The following is a 22,228-nucleotide window of genomic DNA, read 5'->3' on the forward strand; positions in this document are numbered from 1 at the left end:
GACCCTGGGCTTCGCCGAGCGGAGCGATCGGGCTTTTTGAACAGCGGCCGCGCGACGTAGTGGGTACTCGAAATGGCAGAGGTAATAGGGCCAGTGGAAGCCGTATGGGGGGCCTTATCCAGCTGCCGGATGCATATTTTTTGATCCGTTGCATTGTGGTAATTCGCCGCTGTTGCGAACCCTTCAGCATGATTGTTGTTGCTTGGCCAAGATGACGTTTCATGGCCGGCTTCACACCAGCTCCTACTGGAGAAGCCCTTTGGCAAGTTCGCGCAAGTCCTGAAACGCAATAACAAGGTATGAGACCAGAAAGCTGCACAGATAGAAGCTTGGTGCGGCGCCGCGCTCCCACCGGAGAAACAAGGCGCCGAGTTCAAGGCTCGGGCGCGTTTGGGCTAGCCATGCCAGGGTCGCGGCCAAGGCGAGACTACCCAGAGCATTGGTCGGGTAATGCAGCCCCAAGTAGACTCGCGCAAGCTCTATCACCAAGGTGCAGGCCAGGGCGAGGAGTCCGAGTTCGAAGCGAACGAGAAGAATGGCGATCGCTAAACCCGCGAACAGAACCGCTCGCTCGCTGGGGAACCCGGGGCTGCCGGCGAACGGCGCTGAGCGCAGAACGGCAGCGTCGCCCAGAACCTCCGGGATATGAAGCCCAAGTGCGGCGTCAAAAATCGGCTTTGGCGTCGTCGGCAGAGTGCCCTGCAGGAAATGCGCGACGAGCGCCGCGAGGACAGCTGCGCAGACGCCGCTCACCAGCCTTGCCCTCGATTCCGGCCTGTCATGGGCGAACCAGCAATACCAAAGCAAGGATACAACTATAGCGCCCTCGGTTGTTGGGTAGACGGCACCGAAAGCGAGCCGGCTGGCGAAGGGCTGATTGCTCGCTACGGTGTTAATGGCCTTTACGAGGGGCCTGTCGATCCAATCCGGGTTAAGGGCCAGGAAAGTCGTACCCACAAAGAGGAGGCAAAGCGCGGCGGCATGCTTCAGGTAATGGAAGTCGGATAGCGTTCGCGCCATCGGTTCGGCCATCTCGAACCTCCTCGGGCTCGGTCTGCGGAACATCCCGCTAACTAAGCGGTTGTAAGAACCTCGCGCTGCGGTGACGCGGCAGAGCTGCCGAAGAAGACAAGATCCTGCGCCCGGCGCAGTGCGTCGCACAGCCGCCCTACCGGAAGCTCGATGTCGTCATAGCCGAGCACCTCGTCGCGCTTGACGTCGCGCAGCAGTCGGCAGCCCTCGGCGAGCCCGATCGGCACAAGCCGCTCGGCGTGCACCGTCGGCGCGTTCTCGCAGAGGCCATAGGTCATGTAATGTCCGAGGCCATCGAGGATCTCTCCGGCACTAAGGTCCCGCTTGGCGGCGGCCACCACGTCAACGGTCGGCGCGCCCAGGGGCGCAATCGCAGCATCGCGGAAGATCGCGGCCCTCGCCACCGTGAAGGGCACCTCGAAATGACACAGATGATAAGGCCAATAGAAACAGTAGAGCGGCCCGGGGCCCATCTTGTAGAGTGACAGATAGTGTTTCTCGACGGCATTCTCTGTGGTGCCAAGAACGAAGACGCCGGGGTTGGGCGTGGCGCCGACACAATAATCAACTATCCCCGGCCCCTCGAGGAGCTGATTGAGCGGATACCAGCCGACCGCCTCCTGGATCGGGGTCCCGGGCTCGACCACAGGCCCGTACATGCCGCGCTTGGCCACCAGCATGCCTGTGGCGTTAGCGACGATGGCGTTCTCGAATGAGATCTTCGTGCCGTCCGCGAAGGAGGTGACCATCGGGGCCTTCATCCCCCATTTCTTGGCAAATCCCTCCTGGGTCGTCGGATTTCGGTAGGGATCGTGCAGGCCCTTGATGTTCCCGCAAAGCACGGGACGTATGCCCAGGCCCCTGACCCAACGGTAGAGGTTCATGATGACGCCCGGCTGATCCCCCTCCACATTGGTGAGGACCACGCCTGCCTGGTCGGCATACACTTTCAGGATTGGGCCGATCGTGCCGTCGAGTTCGGCATTCATCAGGGCGACATGCTTGCCGTGCCGGATCGCGCGCATTGTGACGTGGGCAGCGAACTCGATCGCGCCTGTCGCCTCGACGACGATGTCGATGCCTTCGGCCTCGCAAATGTGCATCGGGTCCGCCGTGATCGCGCGGCGGCCGCTGGCCACGAGATCCTCAAGCGCTTTGGTGCTGGTCGCCTCCGTCACATCGTCCGCGCCCGCAGCGGCATAGGCCTCTCGCGCCTTTTCCACGTGTCTGTTGGAAATGGCTGCGAGTTTCATGCCCGGAACATGTCGCAGCATCTGCATCGCGATGCCTCGGGCCATGAAACCGGCCCCCACCATACCCACGCGAATTGGACGCCCCTCAGCCTGGAGCAACTCCAATTCCCTGTCGACGATGAACATTTGCGTCTCCTCTGTAGCGCTCCCGCAAGTTCGTCGCCGAGAAAGGTCATTCGGCGTAGTCCGGCCAAGTTCGGTCCTTATCTGAGATCACCGCCGGCTCATCCACTGGCCACTTCACGGCGAAAGCAGAATCGTTCCAACGAACACCGCGTTCGGCTGCAGGTGCATAGAATTCGGAGACGAGATACGTGGCCTCGGTGTGGTCCTCAATGGTGAGAAAGGCGTTCGCGCAGCCCTTCGGTATCACCAGCATCCGTTGGTTCGCCGCGGAAAGTTCCACAGTGAGGTGCTGCTTATAGGTGGGCGACTCGGGCCGCAGGTCGATCAGCACGTCGTACAGGCTGCCCCGTATGCAGCGAAGCATCTTGTCCTCGCCATGGGGAGCCAGCTGGTAGTGGAAGCCGCGCAGTGTATGCTTGTGCCTGTTGTATGAAATATTCATCTGCACGACATGATCCGGAAGCCCCTGCTCGGCAAATTCCCGCGAACACCAGCCGCGTGCGAAAAAGCCCCGCTCGTCTTCGAATTTCTGCAGTTCCACCAGGGTGGCGCCGGGAATATCGGTCTTTGTGAAAAGCATCGTAGATCGATTGATCAAATGAGTGTCACGTCGGGTCGCATCTCCGACGCTCTCCTGAGGGTTGCTCGCGCCGGCGGTCCGCTTGTGCGATCGCGGGACGGCATCAGACTTGCGCCGGATGCAAGAGGCGCGAGCCGTGGACTTCATAGCCGATAGGCACATAGGCTAGGTGTGAGAGTGCGCGTCTTACGCTTTCCCGGCGTTCCGGCTTGACCGCGAACATAAGGAATCCGCCGCCGCCGGCGCCGCACAGCTTGCCGCCTTCCGCACCTGCGTCCCTGGCGAGGTCGTAGTGGCCATTGATCGCCGCGTTACTCACGCGGGACGCCAAACTCCGCTTCATCTCCCACCCTGCGTGAAGGACGGCACCGAAGCGTTCTATGTCGATGACGGGCTCCGAAAAGATCTCCTGAAGCATGAAGGCATCGTCCCGCATCCGCCTGAGCGTATCGAGATTGCTTGACGTGTTCGCCTTCTGCTCTGCCAGCACGGAACTGGCCGGTCGCTGATGCGATGTCCAGAACATCATCAGGTTGCTGAAGAGATGTTCGACGGCGCCATTGCGCACCCGCTGCGGCTCGACCGTTACCGCGCCGCCAGGCTGGAAGCGGAACAGGTTCATGCCCCCGAACGCGGCGGCATACTGGTCCTGCTTGCCAATCGGCTCCTTGAGGATGTCCATCTCGATGTGACATGCCTCTTCGGCGAGTTGGCCAGGGGTGACACGTTCTCCCCGGAATGCATGTAGGGCGTTGAGCAGTCCCACCGTGAACGAGCTCGATCCCCCCATGCCCGTCGAGGCCGGCATGTCTCCGACCGTCGAGATGTAAATCGGCGGTTCGATCTCCAGGAAACGCAGGCATTCGCGAGCGATGTTGTTCTTGATCTCCCCTATGGTGTTTACCTGCTCTGTCTGTGAATAGTTCAAGCGGATGGGTTCATTAAAGATCTCGCTGTGACGCTTGACGGTGACATAGATGTACTTGTCCACTGCCGCGCTGAAGACCGCGCCGCAATCGAGATTGTAGAAATCGGGCAGGTCGGTACCGCCGCCAGCAAAACTGACGCGCAAAGGAGTGCGCGTCAGGACGAGAGACGGTAGACGCTGTGCAGCGCGATCGATGATGGTCAGAAGGTCCAGTCCTGAGCGGCGCCCCACGGCTTTGGTATCGTCTAGCTGTTCCATGTTTTGCCCTCTCGAAAATCAACGGAATGAAAATTAGGCAACACGCGGCTGTGCGGTTCGCCAGCGCAGCTGATCATCGAGCATCCCCGCCTTGAGCAAATGATCGAGCCAGCGCAGCCGCGTGAAGCGCTTGTCGGTAAAGTCTTCAAATCTAAGTGCGATCGAGCGGAACGCCTCGTAAAGCTCCTCCGCTCCCTTTCGCGCCGTCGACTGAAACTCGAAATCCGGGAAAGTCCGTGAGAACTTGCTGAAGTCCGCCTTGTAGGTCCTTTGGTCCGCGCCCGGCTTCGGTGTCATTGTGAGCTGCGCGCCGGGGACGGCCTCAACGGCGATCTCCGCTATCTCGCGCACCTGAAGATTGAGGCTTTCAACACCCATGTTGAACGCCTCATTGTGGATGTCCTGTAGCGGCGCCTCCAGCATCAATTTGAAATAGCGCGCGACATCCTGGACATGAACCACGGGCCGCCATGGCGTGCCATCGCTATGGACTTCGACACGTCCAGTTGTGAAGGCGCTGCCCATGAAATTGTTCAGCACGGTGTCGAAGCGCATTCGCGGCGAGAGACCATAGACGGTGCCGTTGCGGCAATAGACGGGCGAGAACCGGTCGTCCGCCAGCGCGCGCAGCGCTTCTTCGGCAACAGCCTTCGATCTTGCGTACTCTGTTTGCGGCGCCAGCGGGGCGGTTTCGTCGACGACGGCGGCTTTCGACATGCCATACATGATGCAGGAGGAGGAAAATAGGAACCGCCGGATGCCGGCCGCCTTGGCCATCGTGGCCAGACGAACTGTCCCTTCCGCATTGATCTGCCTCGTCCAATCCGCGTTGAGATTTCCGATCGGGTCGTTCGAGAGTGCCGCCAGATGGATCACCGCGTCAAAGCCCTGGAGATCCGGGGGTTCGATGGCGCGCAGATCCTTTGTGATCTCGGGCACACTGGTATTGTCGGCTCCCAGGGTGCACGCATGAAAATATCCCATGTCCAGCCCGACTACCTCATAGCCCGCCGCCTGCAACACGGGCACCATGACAGAACCGAGATATCCATTGTGTCCGGTGACGAGAACGCGTGTTGGTTCATTCATGTCTGCCCTGCTCCGCTTTCGAAAGGAGTTGACGGGTGAGGTCCAGAAGCGAGCATTGCTCGCTTACTTGCGCATATAGGCAGTCCGCGGCTTCGGCCGCTTGACGGTCACGATCGTCATCGCCGACAAAGAGGGTGCGTGTGAGGTCGAGATCAAAGTCGCGCTGTGCCTGATACAGCATGCCGGGTTTGGGCTTGCGGCAGTCGCAGCCGTCGTCCCAGCCGTGTGGGCAGTGGTAGATCTCCGCGATCTTGCCGCCGACGGCTTCGGACTCGGCGCACATGCGCTGGTGAAGCGCCTCGAGATCAGCGGCGGTCATCGCTCCGCGCGCTATCCCTGCCTGGTTCGAGATGATCACTATGCGGTAGCCGGCCTCGTTCAGAAGGGCCAACGCCTGCTTTGCACCCGGAACCCACTCCCACTGGTCCCATGAACACACATATTGAGCCCGTGGCGGTCTGCAGTTGAGTACGCCGTCCCTATCTACGAGCATGGTTTTTTCGCGCCTCATAAAGCGCTCCGTCGCGGGTAGACGCTCGATCGAGCCCACGCTGTAATAGCGGTGCTCGCTCACGAAGCCGGCGAGGCGATGCTGCGTCGCGAGCGGCGTGTAGATGGCCTCCTCGAAGAGGGTGTCCTCGTCGGGCAGGAGTTCGAGGGCGAGATCGGTCAGTATGGCATAGCTGATCTCGACTCCCTGCAGCCCGGGCGTGGTGCGGAGCCGGTCGAAGACGGTCACATTGTCGTCCGCATCAAGGATCACGCTGCCGCGTGAATAGCCGTCCTTGTTACTGTAGACCGTGATCATTCCAGGCTTGCCGGCCGCACAGAAGCGTTGCCACAGCCGCTCCATGCGCATCGGCCAGTAATTGTCGCAATACAGCAGCAGAAAGCACGGATCTATGAGGTGACGGGCATTGGATACCCGGCTGCTGGTGAGGTCGTCGGGACGGGTGACGGCATATTCGATACTGAGGCCGAACCTGCTGCCGTCGCCGAAGTGGTCCATCACCACATGGGGCAAATACCCGAGTAGAAGAAGAACCCTTTCGAACCCCTCCTGCCGCAGCTGTTCGATCTGGTATTCCAAAAAAGGGCGGCCGAGCACCGGCACCATTGGTTTCGGTCGGTCGAGTGTGGTCGGCCGCATGCGCGTGCCACGCCCGCCGGCCAGGATGACGGCCTGGCGCGGCCGGCTGTAGGTGCGGCCTTCGACGTCTGCCTTTTGCAGGCAGGGAGAGCTCGGCAGGACAATATTCATTGACCACGCTCCGGTCGGTCGGCGACGAGGTATCGCGTGATGGCATGACAGATCGCGGCGTGGGCGTCCTCGACGAGTTCGTAGGTGCCTTTTTCAGACCGCACCCATACTGGCTGATCGACGAGCTCTTTAAGCGTGCCGCCGTCAAAACCGACAATGCCGATGGTGGCTACCTTCCTTTCGCGAGCGAGTTCGACTGCCCGCACGAGATTAAGCGAGTTCCCGCTGGCTGAAATCACTATGAGCACGTCACCCGGCTTGGCGAAGTTCTCCATCTGGCCGGCAAAGATACGCTCGTAGCCTTCGTCATTGCCGAGCGCCGTCATCCAGGAGACGTTGTCTGTCAGGCCCATGACCCGGATTGGCTGCCTTCCCGAGCGTTTCGTGGCCTTACCGAGGTCATTGACCCAGTGGGAGGCGGTCGCTGCGCTGCCGCCGTTGCCGGCGACGAAGACCGTCCCGCCCGCATCGCGTACGGCGCGCAGCATCTGTATCGCCTCCTGCACGGCATCCGTATCGATCTGCGCCAATGCGATGCACAGCGATGCCAGATAATCCTGCGTGAATTCTTTAGGCTGCAACCAGAGGGCATCAACCGCGAACATTTGCGACATCCCACCACTCCCTGATCGATCGCGAGCTCTGTTATGCCACCCTCGATGGCTGCAATAGGCGAGCCATCATCACAGCGTGCGAGCACTTCGAGTTCAATTGCTATTCCGAACGGGAAGCTGGCGGGCGGCGCGCTCACCGGAGGTACCTAAAAGGAAAATCCCTTGTTCTCTCCGTTGCGGCCGGCACGTCGGCAGGCGGCCATATCGGCGTCAAGATCGTCACGGTGTCGCCAGACAACAATGCCGTAGGCAAACCCGCGGTGATGGGGCTTTACCTCCTGCTCGACGGCGGGACGGGCTGCGCATTTCATGCGCTCTTTCGGCACCACGGAGAGAACAAGGGATATTCCTTTTAGCTACCTCCGGTGAGCGCGCCGCCCGCCGGCTTCCCGTTCGGAATAGCAATTGAACTCGAAGTGCTCGCACGCTGTGATGATGGCTCACCTATTGCAGCAATCGAGGGTGTGGCATGACAGAGCTCGCGATCGATCAGGGACACGCGATCGATCAGGGACAGTTGCGCGAGCAAGTGCTTGGGGTACCCGTGCACGCCCTGGGCTTGGCGCAGGCAGTCAACTGCGTCTTCGACTGGGCCCTACGGCGGGAGAGCCGAACGGTTTTCCTGTGCAATGTTCACAGTGTCGTCACCGCCCGCCGCAATCGCGCCCATGCCGAAGCGATGGATAGCGCCGACCTTGTCGCGCCGGATGGAGCGCCGGTGGCCTGGATGCTGAGGCGGCAGGGACACGCGGATCAGCCGCGCATCAGCGGACCGGACCTGATGTGGATTTGTTGCCGGAGGGCATCGGAACTCGGCACGCCAATGTTCCTGTACGGCGGCAGCCCGGGCACCCTCCAGCGTCTCGGAGGGTGCATTCGAACCGAGTTTGCCGGCATAAACATCGTGGGCTCTTACTCACCTCCGCGCCGCCCTCTGTCGGCCGAGGAAGATGAGGCAGTGGTCAGAATGATCAATCAGTCCGGTGCGAGGATCGTGTGGGTGGGGCTCGGATGTCCCAAGCAGGAAAGCTGGATGCAGGCGCATCGCGGCCGGATCAATGCGGTCATGTTGGGGGTAGGAGCAGCTTTCGATTTCCACGCCGGAGACGTCAAGCGGGCGCCGCAATGGATGCAGAAGAGCGGGCTGGAATGGCTGCACCGGCTCTTCCAGGATCCCCGCCGCCTGGCGAGCAGGTATCTCGTGACGAACAGCCTGTTCATCCTGGCTTTGCTGCAGGCGTCGCTGCTTCCCAGGCGCAGACTTCGTGACGGTTAGAGGGAGGCGGAACCAGTGAACACACTCGGACCGCCGTGTTGCTGATCTGCGCCAACTCCTTCACGGGCGGCTGTTCTTTGGCGCTGCTGGGAGGCGGCGCTGCCCATGTCTGGACGGTGTGGTTTGCATTGCCTCGACAGGCACCTGACTGGAGGCTACCATGACTCTGAGCAAACAGGCCGCCAGTCTGGCTATCCTGCATGTCACCGACGTCCTGCAGCCGCTGATCATCTTGCCCTATGCCGGGCGTGTCCTCGGACCCATGAGTTTCGGGCAGTACGCGTATGCGCTCGCCATCGGACAACTCGCTGCCTCCGTCGTGGCCTATGGATTTCATTGGACCGCGCAGCGCAGGGTTGCTTCCCTTCGATACGAGCCGGCGGCGATCGCGTCACTCGTTGCTCAGGTCATGGCCACCAAGGCAGTGCTGTTCGTTGCCGTATGCCTGGTTGGCCTTGTGCTGGCCGGCGACGTCCTGGCGCTCAGTAGGCCGACATTCCTGTGCGCGATGCTCTCGGCCGCCGGCGGCATTATTTTTCCGGCCTGGCTCTTCGTCGGCCTGGAACGCGCCTGGCAGGCGGCCGTCGCGGTGGTTGTTGCTCGCGTTCTGGCGCTCGTCTGTTTCGTCGCCATGGTCGCATCACCTGACCAGGTCGCGCTCGCCGTTGCCATCCAGAGCGCAGTTCCCGTCGTCAGTGGCGTCATCTGCTTACCTTTCATCCTTCCGATTGGGTTCGGCGGCTTCAGGTCCGTGACGCTTTCGACGATTGGAATGCAGCTGCGCAATGGCTGGAGGGGATGCCTCTTCTTAGCCGTGGAGACTGCCCTCTTCACCCTCCCTGTCGCCCTTGTCGGGCATTTCGAAGGTTATGTCGCAGCCGGACAATATTCTGTCGCCGAAAAATTCCTATTAGCCGCGCGGGTATTTTTCAAGTTGCTTATGGATACCTTCATACCGAGGGTTTCATACTACGCTCATGTCGACCCTTCTGCCGGGATACGACTGATAAGGATATCACTATTCACCGTAGCGGGCGGAACGGCGATTAGTATTGGAATGTTCTTTGTTGCTCCATATATAATATTGGTCCTCTTCGGAGATGAATTTTCCGGAGCGATACCTATCGTGCGTGCAATGGCCATTATACCATTGCTGATGAACATAAATACATTCACATCAAATATATTCATGTTTAGTTACGGCTACGAAAATGAATGGGCCGTCCTTAACGTATCCGGTCTGCTAGTATTCCTGGTGGCCACATATTTTTTGTCTTTCGTCATGGCGGAGCAAGCCATTGTTTATGCGCTGGTGGCGAAGGAAGTCGTCGTGCTGGTGGTTTCAGCCGGCTTTTTCCTCATTGGCGGAGCGGCCGTCCTTCGCACGGCGGCGGCTTGCGACCCAGGCCGGGTGCGAGGATATCCGCCGGCGTCCCAATCCGCGCCGTTTGAGCACGACGCCGATCGTTTCCGGTCGTAGGAGAGCATGTATGTTCGCCACTGATCACTTTGTCGTTCAGCCCTCCGGGTCGCCTCACCAGCCGATCCCCCCCAAGGATCGCGACGAGCTGACCGCGAAAGACATCTTGAGATTTGTTCGAAGCAGTTGGCGCCTTTGCCTCCTCTGGATGGTTGTGAGCCTTGGTGTCGGCGGCGCATATGCGGTCCTTTCGCCTGGATATTACACCGCCTATGCGACGATCCTCCTTTCATCTCCGCCCGCTTCGCAACCGGGCGAAGCTGAGGCAGATGAGCGGGTCTATGTAGAGAGCCAGATACAGGTCATTCAGTCGGACGAGGTCGTCGGACGCGTTGTTGACCACACTGGCTTAGCGGAAGACGAAGAGTTTGTGATGGATGACAGCTTGCGCGCGCGGATCTCCAGCTATGTGCGGAGCCAATTGGCGTCTCTCTTCGGCACCGAGCCGCCGACGGCGGAGCCAAATATTCGGCATGAGGCGATGGTCCTTGTGAGGCGCGCGTTTTCCGTTCATCAGCTGGGTTCCTCCCGCGCCGTCGAGATCGGGGTCACCTCTTCCGATCCTCAGTTCTCGGCCATGCTCGCGAACGCGATCGCCGGCGGTTACATCGGAAGTCAGCGCGAACGCCGGCAGGCGGCTCGCGCGGAAGAAACATCTGATCTGCACAAGCGGCTGGCGGAACTTCGGGAAAAGGCTTTTGTGACCGAATCACCGAAGAAACTCCCATCGGACCCTGAATCTGCGGAGAGGGCAAGAGTCCTTTTCCGCGAGCAGCAGAGCGCGGCCGAGGTTTATCGCTCGCTTTACAATGCCCTTCTGCAGCGGACCCACTCTGATTTTAGCGCCTCGTCGCTGATCCCGAGCGCAAGGGTCATCACCGCGGCCGAACCGCCTCGCCAACGCAGTTGGCCGCCAACGGTCCTGATGGTAGCGCTCTCCGCTATAGCCGGTGGGGTTGCCGGCGTTGGTCATGCATTGATCAGGCAAGCAATGAACCACCGCCTGATGACGGTCGAGGATGTGCACAGGTCGACCGGCCTCGATCGGATTGTAGGGATCCCCAGAATTCCCCGCCGCAGGTGGAATGTCGTGGGGCCATGCGAGCAGTCTTTGCAGCCCGTCTACTCAAAGGACGCTCCCGAGCTTCACAGCTCGCTGAGCAAGATTGCCACCCGGATGCGCGGAGTTCAGGGCCGCCAAGGCGGATTTGTAATCGGCGTTGCTTCACCCCTCGGCAAGTCCGGAAGCTCCACGGTGGCGGTTCATCTCGCAAGGGTCATTGCGGCGACCGGGCAAAAGACACTGCTCGTTGATGCCAATTGGCAAAAGCCATCAATGGACCAGCCAATGCTGAACGCGGAGCCAGGTCGCAAGCTCGCCAGGGCGTTTGCCACCATTCCCGCGGATCAGGAAGGGCTGGAAGTTCTGGTTCTCAGGCCCACGGGGTCAATCTCCGACTTGAATGCCTCGCTCTCCATCTCCGCTGCACTCCAGCATCTGCAGCAAGAATACAGTTGTATAGTGGTTGATTTTCACAGCACCGACCGCACCGCTGATCTGGAAGCGGCCATGGGCGTCATCAGCGAGATCCTCCTGGTGCTGAAGGCACACCGCACTTTCGCGGACCACGTCGAGGGGATCCTGCGCATCATCCCTGCAGAGAAACTCTCAGCAGTAATTTTGACCAGGATCAACCGTGCGGCTTTCAGTCCTAACCGGGAATACAGGCCATGACCTCGCCAGCGACATTGTCACGCAGGATGGGTTCAAAGCCGGTCGACCTCGTTTGCAGCAATTCCCCTGACGTGCTCGACTACACCCTCTTTCTCTCCGGCATTTGGCTGGCCTGCGCCCTCGCAATATCCCTGCGCCTGCTTGGCCCTTTCTTCATAGTGATCCCGGTCGGTGTCTGTCTGGCCTATGCCGTGCTGCGGCAGACGGTGCCGCCTCGTCTGCTGGCGGTCTACACCGCCTTCTGCCTCTTCATTGCCCTGCTGTCCAGATACGGGCTGATGCCGGATTCCTGGCAGGTTCACTTCCTTCAAGAAGCAGTCATAAGGCAAATCGTCCCGATTGTAGGATTCTTCGCCGTCGCATGGGCATCCAAGGCTTATTTCCGCCGCAGGCTGATGAGCGGCAATGCCTTTTTTGGTGCACCCGTTTTCCTGTTCCTGTCTCTCGTTGTCGCGCCGGCGGTGATGTTTCAGCAGGACGTGCAATATCAGGGTGCATCTCCGCAAGCCACGATACCGATTCTTTATGGTTCGCTGATCAATAACATGGTCATTGCCGCGTTTTTCATTGCAGGCGGTATTTTTCTGACGAACGACTGGCGCCGATACGGCGGCATTTTGCTCTTATTGGGAATAGCCCTCGCCAGCCCCTTGGCTCAGTTCAAGGTGCTCGCGGTCACGATGATCGTCATTCTAATTGGCGTGCCCGGCCGGTTGATGGCCGCAGCTCTGGCGACCGCACTGACTTCGGCCTATGCCGTCGGGCTGAACTTCATACCTCAAACCTTTGCTCTGGACCCGAACGCCGGGATCCGACTCGAGTTCATTTCGGACGCACTCGCATCCCTTGCGGATACATACGGATTTGGCATCGGATTTGGGAAGGAATCGGTCCGATGGCGATATGAGTTTCCCGGGTTCGAGGATATTACCTTTCTTCCCGACACCAGGAATATTACGCATGCCAAAATGCTTGAGATACTCTCGACAGGAATTCACAATTCGTTCTTTCAAGCCATATTGCGGACGGGGGTCATTGGTTTCATTTTGATCGTATCTGCCATTTTGGTGGCCTTCCCGCCAAATCGACTGCCACGCGGTGTTCGCAATCATGCGTCCACAGTCTTCATCACGATTTTCCTCGCCATGTTCGTCAATCCAGTCCTGGAGAGCCCTGTACAGGTTGTGGGAATTGGTTTCTCATACGGCTATTTGATTGCACTTCGCGCCAGCGTTCCGGCCTTGGCTGTGGAACCCGCTCCAGTTGAACCGGGTCGAACGCAGCATTGCGCTTGTTCATACATCTGACGGAACATGGATGCGGCCCACTCGACATCGGCGGGCTATCGGTCTCGGTAGAAGGGGATCGCGTTGTACCGATTTTGGCGCGGCAGGAGCAGGAGAGCCGTCCGCTGATGTGCCCGCTCATGCGGCGGCGCCGTGCCGCTTCCATGAGGAGTGCCTCGAAAGAGCCAGCGAGCCAGCCATTTTGCCTCGGCCTCGGCTATGCCTCCTCTGGTAGCATAGGGCCATCCACTGCGCAGGTTCGCCCGCGCCGGAGAAACCCGTGCTAAGTCGCCCGTAGAGAGATACGGGGGCAACCCGTTGGGGGAACCCATGAAGCTGTTGAGATCCTTGTTGTCGGCGCTGTCGATGACCATGGCTTCGACCCGCCTCGCTTCGTTCGCTGGCGCCATCGCTCTGATTCCGACAGCGGCACTTGCCGACTACACGCTACAGCCCGGAGATACGCTGGAAGTATCGGTCCCTGGTATTCCGGATTTCAGGCAGCGATTGCTGATCGGAGTGGACGGCGAAGTGAACTTGGCGCTGGTTGGAGCGGTTCAAGTCAGCGGCCTTTCCATTCAACAAGCGCAGGAAATAATCGCTGGCAGTCTCGCCAGCAAGCAGTATCAGCGGGGGACCGCGGACGGCCATGAAGTAACGCACCTGATCCAGACCGACCAGGTCTTCGTTTCGCTTGCCGAATACCGGCCCATCTATGTTTATGGTGATGTGGCCAGGCCGGGAGAGTACATCTTCCGGCCGGGTATGACCGTCCGACAGGCTGTGGCGGTTGCGGGTGGCTACAGCGCTGCCCAGGTTCGCATCGCCAATCCGCTCATGGAAGCGGCCGATTTCCGTTCCGAGTACAAAGCCCTATGGGCGCAATTCGCAACGGAACAGGCTCGCATTTGGCGCCTTCGCACCGAACTCGGCGAAGAAGTCGAACATGTCAAGAACGTGCCGGTGCCTGAGGCGCTCGCCGAACGATTGAAGCAAACGGCAACAGCGCATATCGAAGCTCGTCTGTCAGACAGTGAAAAGGACAAGGAGCTTCTGCGACGTGCTGTCGAGGAGACTAACCTGCAACTGGGGCTCCTGTCTGAAAAGAAGAAGAAGGACGAAGAGGGAAGCCAGGCCGACGCCGACGATTACGAGAGCGTCAGGACGCTGTTTCAGAAGGGCCTGGCGCCGACCACGCGCCTGTCTGAAGCCCGTCGAGCGGTGCTTATGTCATCAACCCAACTGCTCGATACGATCGTCCAGGCATCGAACATCGAGCGCCAGCGTGGCGAATATGTCAGACAGATGAACAAGATCGACAGTGAACGACAAATCGCGGCCTTGGGAGAGCTACAGGAGGCCTATATGAATCTGGCCCAGATCTCGGCGCGTCTTGAGGGTACCGCGCAGAAGCTGGCGCTTACAGGTCAAGCGCAATCCACCTTGCTGATAGCCGCGGGTCGGCCCGAGATAACAGTCCATAGAAAGCGAGAGCAGGGCGCCGAGACGCTCCCCGGCAGCGAAGATCTCGGGCTTGCGCCCGGCGACGTTGTGGAGGTCGTTCTGCCAAAGGTCGACTTTTCCGGAGCCGTCGCGTCGTCGCCACGGGCGTCCGGGATGCCGAATTGAGATTCGGACGGGGCGGACTGCGATGCGCGTCTTAATGGTTCATAATTTCTACCAGATAAGGGCCGGAGAGGACAGCGTGGTTCGGGAGGAGCTCGCGTGCCTCAAGCAGAATGGGGTCGAGGTCGAGCTGTTCTCCGCCACGAATGACGATATCGTGCGGGTCGCGCGGAAGATTTCTACCGCCCTGGGAGTTGTCTACAACTCTCATTCACGGCGGGCACTGTCCCGAAAATTGGCGGAATTTTCACCGGATGTCGTCCATATCCACAATTTCTTTCCTCTCCTGAGCCCCTCCATCCTGGACGCGTGCCGTCAGGCCGGCGTGCCATCAGTAATGACCTTGCACAATTTCAGGATCCTCTGTCCCAGTGCCTTGCTTTATCCCGATGAGAGGCTTCGGGAGCGAAGTCTCCGCCACGCCTGCTGGTGGACTGTTCCGAAGAAGGTCTACAGGAATTCCCTGGCGGGCACGCTCGCCCTTGCCGCAATGGTCGAGTTTCACAAGAGAGCCGGCACCTGGTCCCGCAAGGTCGAGCGCTTCATTGCCCTCACCGACTGGGCCAGGCGCAAGCTTGTGGAAGGCGGCCTGCCGGCCGAACGCATCGTCGTCAAGCCCAACGCTGTTGCCAGGCCGCCGATCTTCGGTGACCTTCGTCGCAATGGAGGGCTGTTCGTCGGACGACTGGATGAGCACCACAAGGGAGTGGCCACGCTGCTCGAGGCGTGGAAGGAGATCGACTATCCGCTGCGGATCATCGGCGACGGGCCGTTGGCTCCGCTTGTCGAGCAATCTGCGTGCGAGCGCGTGGAATATCTCGGGCGTCAGTCGCGCGAGACGGTGCTGAAGGAGATGCAGGCTGCAGCATTCCTGCTCTTTCCGTCGAAAGGGTATGAATTGTTTCCCATGACAGTCATCGAGGCCTTCGCAAGCCGGCTGCCCGTCATCTGCTCGGATCTGCCGTGGATCAAAGGGGTCGTGGAGCCAGACGTCACCGGCCTTGTCGTTCCTGTCGGCAATGCCGGCGCGTTGGCCGATCAGGTGCGCTGGGCGCTTTCAAACCGATCTGCCTTGGAGGAAGTGGCAGGCCGGGCCTATGCCGCCTATCAGGAGCAGTACACGCCCGAAGCAAACTTCAATCGGCTGATGGCCATCTATGAACCCCTGGTCAGGCGCCCGATCCGGGCCTTCGCGGCGGTGTCGTGAGGTGGGCCGGAACATGCGCCGGCAGGAACCGACCAGGGCTGCCCATAGGGCAGACCAAGCTTCAAGCGTCAACGAGCGCAGTGCGGGCCGGGGTACTCCCCATTTTTCGTTTATCGATTGCCCCGAGGATCTATCCTGCCGCCTCGCATACTTCGGAGAGGTCCTCTTTTGCTTCCATTGCTGAAACACGGTGCAACGGGAGGCTGCGGCCGCCCGCAGGCACCTATTGTGACAGTTTGATCGAATGCGCATTGTCTTGACCCGGCGCGAACCTTTGGATTCACCTGATGGTGTGAGCATCTTCATTGTGGCACTTGCCCAGGCGTTGCTCGAACTGGGGCACCAGGTGCAGATCGTGGTCGGCACCTTCGAAAGCCCCGCAAAATTTCAGCGACTTCTTTCGCCTCGCCTCGAGTTGCCGATAATCGGATTGAGCCGCACGCCTTTGACCGGACCGGCCTCAGTCGCGGCATGGCTGCGGGCGATCGGTATCATCAATCGGTTCCGGCCGGACCTTGTCATCCACAGCGAGACGGTGCCGCTACCGCTGCGTGGCACGATCGTCCAGATCGTTCACGATCTCGAGAGACGGAAAGGGGCGCTTGCGGCAGCATGGCGAGCCATTCGACGCGCGAGCATGCGGCGCTGCCACTACGTCGTCGCCTCCACGACCGAGCTTCAGGAGGAACTGGTGCGAGATCTTGGCCTGCCAAGGGACCAAATCCTGAAAATTCCCAAATGCATCGATCGCCAGTCATATGCGTCTCGTGGGCTGGCAGAGCGCGAGCGGGCAATCCTCCATGCCGGCACCTCGCCCTACAAGGTGCCGGAGGCGACGATCCGGGCATTCGGCGCCCTCAACGACCCTTCCGTACGGCTCTACGTGACGGGTGACATCACAAGACCGGTGCGGGAGGGGGTCGATGCTCTTCCTGAACCGATAAGGCGGCACGTAGTCCTTCTCGGTATGGCAGAGGGAGCACGCGTTCGTGAGCTACACAGCCGCGTTCGCGTCGCCGCTTTCCCCACGCGCTATACGGTTCCTGTCGCCTCAGCAACGGTGATGGAGGCGATCGCCAGCGGCACACCCATCGTCGGGACTTCAAGGCTCAGCCGGGATCTCCTCACGGATGGCGTGAATGGGGCAGTGGTCGAACCACAGCCCGAGGCGATGGCCGCAACGCTAAAGGCGGTGCTGGACGATGATGACCTTTGGTCGCGTTTGTCGGCGGGTGCCCGCGAGAGGGTTAGACAGTTCGATGCTCACAGTGTTGCAAAGCAATATCTGGAGCTCGCGAACCCCTCCGGATTGCGGTCCAACATCGGAATCTCGGTGAAGGGGGAGGAAGACAAAGGGACTGACGAACCGCGGCTCGCAGATCGTCAGCGGCTTGTCCGGCCCCTTGCATCCCATTCCCTGAAAGCTTCTTACGGTTGGGGAATGCGATGATCATCGGCTACTGTCGTATCAACACCTTCGAACCCGCTGCCAGGCTGGAGGCGCAAAAGCTTTATCTTGCCCGCTTGGGAGCCGAGAACTTCTTCTGCGAGAAGACCAGCATATTCGGTTCGACGCCGGAGCTGGAGAGGGCGATCGCATGTGCCAGGAAAGGAGACGTGATTGCGGTCACGAAGCCGTACCGTGTTGCGCGCACAACCCGCGAAGTGCTGGCGCTCATCGAAAGGCTTGGCACCAAGGATGTCGGTCTTCGCATCGTCGACACACCTATCGATACGAGCACGACGACGGGACGCATGATTCTTGCATCAGCGCCTCTCTGGACGCTTGGGATGTCCCCGTCGCGGTCAATGCTGTCAGACCTGCTTCTCTTTTGGCGTCGTCATCGATAGGGCCTCGTCGGATTCGACGCACCAGCGCGCACTCTCTCACTGCCAGTTGAAGGCAAGCCGCAATGGCGGTCTGGGATCAAATGCCTTGCGCTCGATGGACCAACCGGCATGCACGGCCGCCCTTTGCCAGATGATGTTGCGGGGATTGGCGAGCGCGTAGACGCAGCAGTCCCTAACACTGTGCTTTTCAGCGCCTTCTGATATCCGGGTATGGAACGACAGGCCGTTGGATGTCGGGGCGTCCCTGCCGTCCCGGGGCTCATTGTAGGTGTCCCGGCTCCGGCAGCGGTTGAACGAGCAACCGCCACTGCCGATCTTACCCTGCGGAACGGCCGAGAAGGCGCCGTTGCCCTGTTGAACGGCATCGACGTCATCGACCCGGCAATTGAAGCTTCCCTCCAACATGACGCCAGCGCCCGTGGGGCTGTTGTTGTAGAAGACGAGTCCACGTCGAATTGTACAGCGATCCGAGTGAAAGGCGGAAATATTGTCCTCGGTCCAGGAGGTGGGACCGTTCTCGGCCGAGAATTCTTCCAGGCTCGTATCCGGAGAGCGGTTGAACTGCACATTCTGTCCACGGGGGAACGGCCCGCGCGCGTCGTGGAGTTCGAGGAAGCTCATCTGGGTGCCTGGACAGTCGAAAACATAGATATTGGAGGAGCCGCGGGACGCCTTGACACGGATGATGATCGCATCGGGGCAGCTTTTCAGCTCTATGTTGTTGCGGTTCTGGCTTGGTCCGGTCCCCGAGGGGGGAACGCCGACATGATCGATCTCGAGATCCTGCAAGCGTATTCCGGCGGCTCCCCGGGCGTATATCCCGCTGCCCATGGCATGACGAATGCGGCAGCTGCGGACGATGACGCCCTGATGGAGTGCCGTGATCCCGTTGTCATGGGGGGCATAAATGTCAAGATTTTCAATGATCTGCCCATCCGCACGCGTGAGCACGGGTCCGCTTGGACGCAGAAAGGAGACGGCACCCCCGAACCATTTTCCGCCCGATCCCCCCTGGGCCGGATGCACCGCTGCACCGACGACACTCGAGGCAGGCAGCGCCAGCAGCCCGGCAAGGAGACGGCGCCGGTTAAGGCGCGGGGATTCAAGAGACTGCCGGCCGCGCGACATGGAATCTATCAGCCCGCCCAGTTCGGGTGCTAAACGTCGACTCGGCTTGTGCGGAGACGTCGAGGTGGCCAACGAGATGCAGATAAACCCAACCTCTCGGCAAGGCGGCTTCTTCGGCTAGGTTGTCGTCAGGCATCCCCATTTCCCCTGTGCGCCAGCGGCGCAGGTTCCCGAAGAATGCACATCGGCGGCAGGCTTATGCCCGCACAGTACTCCGCACACCATCTCTCCATTCCGCCCGCCGCGAAAGCCCTTCATAAGGCTTAATTCCGATGGGCAAAGTGCCATCTGCCGGATTCCCTGCCATTCTCCGAAGCTGGCAATAAGCGGAGCGCGAGGCGATGTCGGTTGAAGCGGACGTCTTTGACTATGTGATCGTCGGAGCCGGGGCGGGAGGCTGCGTCTTGGCCAATCGTCTGGCGGCTGACGGGACCAATACGGTCTGCCTGCTCGAGGCGGGGCCGGCCGACAGCAGCATCCTTCTGCACATTCCGGCGGGACTCTACAAGACATCCTCGAATCCGAAATATGCCTGGCAGTTCGAAACGGAGCCTAGTCCAGGGACGGCCAACCGTTCTATTCCGATGTCGCAGGGCAAGACACTAGGCGGTTCGACCGCAATTAACGGCATGAACTACAACCGCGGCGCGGCTGCGGACTTCGACGAGTGGGCCCTCCAGGGCAATCGAGGCTGGGGCTACGCCGACGTGCTGCCCTATTTCAAGAGAACCGAGCGAAGGCTTGGGGCATGCGATCCCTTCTACCGCGGGACGGACGGACTGCTTCCAGTTACAGACTGCGATTGGCGACATCCACTATGTGATGCATTCATCGAGGCCGCGCTCAATGCCGGTATCCCGCGTAATCCCGACTACAATTCAGCAAGCCAGGCCGGCGTGGGCTACTATCAGCGCTATATCGACAACGGATGGCGCGTGAGCGCAGCGCGGGCCTTCCTACGGCCGATCGCCAGAAAGAAGAACTTGGACGTCCGCACGAACGCGCAGGCCACTGCCGTCCTGTTCGAGGGAAAGCGTGCCATCGGCGTTCGATATGCACGAGGAGGGCCGGGTCATCCCACGAGCTGTGTGAAGGCCCGTCGGGAGGTAATCCTCTCCGCTGGCGCGGCGAACTCACCAAAGCTGCTGCAGCTGTCAGGCGTCGGTGCTGCGAGTATGCTCTCCGGCCTTGGAATTCCGGTCGTGCACGAATTGCCCGGTGTCGGTGCAAATGTTCAGGACCATTACATCGTCCACCTGATCGCCCGGGTGGAGGGCATCGAAACGGTCAGCGGAAACGGCGTCGCCCTCCTGCGCGAGGCAGCGAAATGGATGCTGGGCCGCCCGAACTTTCTCGCCGTCAGCCCGTCGCTCGTCTACGGGTTCGCCAACTCGCGGGATCTTCACTCCACCCCGGATATCCAGCTTGACCTTGCCCTGGGCAATTATACCGATCACGGCGCGCGGCGGTTTCCGGTCATCAAGCTTGGCTACTATCAGTTGCGGCCGAAGAGCATCGGACATGTTCGGGCGGTCTCGGCAGATCCGTTTCAAGCTCCGCTCATCCAGCCCAACTATCTCGCCGATGATCAGGACCGACAGGTCGTTATCAACGGCATGAAGACTGTGCAGCAGCTGTTTCGGGCCCCCGAGCTCAGGCGCTACAACTGCACGGAAGAGCTTCCCGGCCCGAAAATAACGGACGACGCCGACCGGCTGCAGTTTGCCCGCGAAATCGGGCTGACCGCCTATCATTTGTGCGGATCGTGCCGGATGGGCCCATCCGACAGTGTTGAATCTGTCGTGGACCACCAGTTGCGCGTCCACGGCCTCAAGGGCCTGCGGGTCGTTGATGCTTCCATCATGCCCTCCGTTCCCTCGGCCAACACTTCGGCCGCTGTCTTTATGATCGCGGAAAAGGCAGCAGACATGATCCTGGGTCGGCAACCCCTCCCGGCACTGGAGCACCATGCGCCGGGCCAACCTGCGGCGGCCGAATAGTTGAAAGTCGAACGACAACTGCCGGGAGAATTCCTTGAAGAGACGTACACTGGTTGCCTCTGAATTCAATGCGAAGGACCGGGCTCACTTTGCGTTGGCGTATGAGTTTTGCCGCATCGTTGCCGAATGCGAGGATGCCGATCTGATCGCCCCCGGCATCGACAACTACCTGACGAGACACTTTCACGCCATGTTGCCAAAGCACGACCCTCACAACGTCCAGCGTGACTTCAACAGACTGACGAGCGCGATTCGCAAAGGGCTAGGCTTGAGGAACGCACCAACCATGGAGCATGTTCGGCTCACCCAAGAATATGACCTTTTCTTCTTCGTCGCTTGGAGCCCGCAAAGTCTTGTTGAATTGTCTCGGATCCACGACTGGCGCGGCCGCTGCAAGGTTGCTGTCGCGTATCTGTTCGAACTCTGGTCGAGCACGCTCGAAGAGGACCGCCAATATCTGAAGCTCCTGGACCAGTTCGACCACGTGTTCCTGTTGCACAGCGCGTGCATACCGCGCCTGCCTCAATACACCCGCACGCCCTGTTCCTTTCTTGCCACGGCTGTCGACGGCCTCATTGCAACGCCGTACCTGTCGCCGGTCAAACGCGTGATCGACGTATACTCGATCGGCAACCGAGCCGCGAAGATACACGGACAGCTTCTGAAGCTGGCCGAAGAGCGGGACTTCTTCTATCTCTACGACACGCTCGCAAGCACAGATTCCCGGGTCAGGGACTGGCATGAGCATCGGTTGCTGCTCGCCAATATCATCAGGCGCACGCGCTACTTCATGGCTTTCAGTCCTGCGGCACTTGCAAACTCCAAGTCCGTCACGGTTGCCGGCGAGCAGGTGCTGCCTGCCCGTTTCTTCGAAGGGGCCGCGGGCGGCGCCGTCATGCTTGGGACCGCGCCGCAATGCGTCGAATTCAGCGAGCACTTTGACTGGCCAGACGCGGTGATCGAGGTATCACCAGACTCGAGCAGTATCGCAGACGTAATTGGCGAACTCGACGCAAACCCCCGCCGCACAGAATTGTTGCGCCGGACAAGCGCGGTCCGTTGCCTAGAGAGGCACGATTGGGTTTACCGTTGGGAGCACATCCTTGCCACGATCGGCATGGAGCCGCTCCAGCGACTCCACCTTCGCAAGTTCCAGCTGCGACGGATCGCCGCCGGTGCAATGGCGCTCGCCTAGACGATCAGGCCTGAAGGTGGGAACCGGTTTCGGGTTCGATGCTCAAACGGTGCTCAAACAAAGAGAAAGAGCGGCAGCTCCGAACCGGTTGCTTCCGTCGGAGCGTCCGCCGCTCCAGTTCTGGCGCGAGCATTTCATTTCGAGGCACTCCGAAGGGCTAACAGGCGTTGGAAGCGGGCAAGGAAAGGTCGTGTGTCCGCCGGCGCTGCCCTTTGGGGTTAGAGCTTATGCCGAATTGGATTCGCACAGTGTCGCTGCCATTCTCTCAACTCCAAGAACCGAGTGCTACCGCAGCCACGGCAA

The 22,228-nt window shown here is 60.2% G+C and carries 18 protein-coding genes and 1 pseudogene; 11 read left to right on the top strand and 8 right to left on the bottom strand.

Annotation, left to right across the window (positions count from 1 at the left end):
- Positions 1 to 243: 243 nt before the first annotated feature.
- The 7 genes from AC0L3N_RS28180 to AC0L3N_RS28210 form a co-directional block, all read right to left on the bottom strand.
- A complete protein-coding gene (locus AC0L3N_RS28180; RefSeq protein WP_133254760.1) occupies positions 244 to 1,032 on the bottom strand; it encodes a phosphatase PAP2 family protein in 789 nt (262 codons plus the stop codon).
- 41 nt (positions 1,033 to 1,073) lie between these two features.
- Complete coding sequence (locus AC0L3N_RS28185) at positions 1,074 to 2,411, bottom strand: NAD(P)H-dependent oxidoreductase (protein ID WP_473529706.1); 1,338 nt, start codon at positions 2,409 to 2,411, stop codon at positions 1,074 to 1,076.
- Positions 2,412 to 2,457: 46 nt separating this feature from the next.
- Positions 2,458 to 2,991: a dTDP-4-dehydrorhamnose 3,5-epimerase gene (rfbC, locus tag AC0L3N_RS28190; protein ID WP_352963810.1), complete on the bottom strand. Its 534-nt coding sequence runs from the start codon at positions 2,989 to 2,991 to the stop codon at positions 2,458 to 2,460.
- A gap of 103 nt (positions 2,992 to 3,094) precedes the next feature.
- Positions 3,095 to 4,177, bottom strand: coding sequence for a GHMP family kinase ATP-binding protein (locus AC0L3N_RS28195; protein ID WP_123147937.1), 1,083 nt, complete (start codon positions 4,175 to 4,177; stop codon positions 3,095 to 3,097).
- Positions 4,178 to 4,210: 33 nt separating this feature from the next.
- Complete coding sequence (locus AC0L3N_RS28200; RefSeq protein ID WP_473550775.1) at positions 4,211 to 5,266, bottom strand: NAD-dependent epimerase/dehydratase family protein; 1,056 nt, start codon at positions 5,264 to 5,266, stop codon at positions 4,211 to 4,213.
- On the bottom strand, positions 5,259 to 6,527 hold the full coding sequence (locus tag AC0L3N_RS28205) for an HAD-IIIA family hydrolase (RefSeq protein ID WP_473550776.1): 1,269 nt from the start codon (positions 6,525 to 6,527) through the stop codon (positions 5,259 to 5,261). Before AC0L3N_RS28205 ends, AC0L3N_RS28200 begins: the two co-directional genes overlap by 8 nt.
- Entirely contained in the window at positions 6,524 to 7,132 is a 609-nt protein-coding gene (locus AC0L3N_RS28210) for an SIS domain-containing protein (RefSeq protein WP_473550778.1), read from the bottom strand. Before AC0L3N_RS28210 ends, AC0L3N_RS28205 begins: the two co-directional genes overlap by 4 nt.
- Before the next feature lie 185 nt (positions 7,133 to 7,317).
- Between AC0L3N_RS28210 and AC0L3N_RS28215 the strand changes: the two are divergent.
- The 9 genes and pseudogenes from AC0L3N_RS28215 to AC0L3N_RS28255 all read left to right on the top strand — a co-directional run.
- Positions 7,318 to 7,440 (top strand): annotated as a pseudogene (locus AC0L3N_RS28215) (bifunctional Delta(1)-pyrroline-2-carboxylate/Delta(1)-piperideine-2-carboxylate reductase); the annotation flags it as partial.
- 170 nt (positions 7,441 to 7,610) lie between these two features.
- Complete coding sequence (locus tag AC0L3N_RS28220; RefSeq protein WP_473489149.1) at positions 7,611 to 8,417, top strand: WecB/TagA/CpsF family glycosyltransferase; 807 nt, start codon at positions 7,611 to 7,613, stop codon at positions 8,415 to 8,417.
- A gap of 160 nt (positions 8,418 to 8,577) precedes the next feature.
- A complete protein-coding gene (locus AC0L3N_RS28225) occupies positions 8,578 to 9,897 on the top strand; it encodes an oligosaccharide flippase family protein (RefSeq protein WP_473550779.1) in 1,320 nt (439 codons plus the stop codon).
- 10 nt (positions 9,898 to 9,907) lie between these two features.
- Complete coding sequence (locus tag AC0L3N_RS28230; protein ID WP_473550780.1) at positions 9,908 to 11,632, top strand: Wzz/FepE/Etk N-terminal domain-containing protein; 1,725 nt, start codon at positions 9,908 to 9,910, stop codon at positions 11,630 to 11,632.
- Positions 11,629 to 12,939, top strand: a complete 1,311-nt coding sequence (locus tag AC0L3N_RS28235) for an O-antigen ligase family protein (RefSeq protein WP_473550782.1) — start codon at positions 11,629 to 11,631, stop codon at positions 12,937 to 12,939. The genes AC0L3N_RS28230 and AC0L3N_RS28235 overlap by 4 nt, the downstream gene beginning before the upstream one ends.
- A 309-nt stretch (positions 12,940 to 13,248) precedes the next feature.
- Positions 13,249 to 14,547, top strand: a complete 1,299-nt coding sequence (locus AC0L3N_RS28240; RefSeq protein WP_473550783.1) for a polysaccharide biosynthesis/export family protein — start codon at positions 13,249 to 13,251, stop codon at positions 14,545 to 14,547.
- Complete coding sequence (locus AC0L3N_RS28245) at positions 14,453 to 15,751, top strand: glycosyltransferase family 4 protein (protein ID WP_473550784.1); 1,299 nt, start codon at positions 14,453 to 14,455, stop codon at positions 15,749 to 15,751. The genes AC0L3N_RS28240 and AC0L3N_RS28245 overlap by 95 nt, the downstream gene beginning before the upstream one ends.
- Positions 15,752 to 15,995: 244 nt before the next feature.
- The gene (locus AC0L3N_RS28250; protein WP_473550786.1) at positions 15,996 to 17,201 is read left to right on the top strand and encodes a glycosyltransferase family 4 protein; all 1,206 of its coding nucleotides are present in this window, start codon (positions 15,996 to 15,998) and stop codon (positions 17,199 to 17,201) included.
- Positions 17,198 to 17,602 (top strand): recombinase family protein, encoded by a 405-nt coding sequence (locus AC0L3N_RS28255; protein WP_473550787.1) that lies wholly within the window; start codon positions 17,198 to 17,200, stop codon positions 17,600 to 17,602. Before AC0L3N_RS28250 ends, AC0L3N_RS28255 begins: the two co-directional genes overlap by 4 nt.
- Before the next feature lie 36 nt (positions 17,603 to 17,638).
- Here AC0L3N_RS28255 and AC0L3N_RS28260 read toward each other — a convergent pair whose 3' ends face one another.
- Positions 17,639 to 18,730 carry a hypothetical protein gene (locus AC0L3N_RS28260; protein WP_473550788.1) on the bottom strand — a complete coding sequence of 364 codons (1,092 nt, stop codon included), beginning with the start codon at positions 18,728 to 18,730 and terminating at the stop codon, positions 17,639 to 17,641.
- Positions 18,731 to 19,071: 341 nt separating this feature from the next.
- On the opposite strand from AC0L3N_RS28260, the gene AC0L3N_RS28265 reads away from it, so the two are divergent.
- Together AC0L3N_RS28265 and AC0L3N_RS28270 are read left to right on the top strand one after the other, a co-directional pair.
- Positions 19,072 to 20,730 carry a GMC family oxidoreductase gene (locus AC0L3N_RS28265; RefSeq protein ID WP_473550790.1) on the top strand — a complete coding sequence of 553 codons (1,659 nt, stop codon included), beginning with the start codon at positions 19,072 to 19,074 and terminating at the stop codon, positions 20,728 to 20,730.
- 34 nt (positions 20,731 to 20,764) lie between these two features.
- Positions 20,765 to 21,925: a glycosyltransferase gene (locus tag AC0L3N_RS28270; RefSeq protein ID WP_473550791.1), complete on the top strand. Its 1,161-nt coding sequence runs from the start codon at positions 20,765 to 20,767 to the stop codon at positions 21,923 to 21,925.
- Positions 21,926 to 22,228: the final 303 nt, after the last annotated feature.

This window comes from Mesorhizobium sp. WSM4807 (assembly GCF_055811615.1).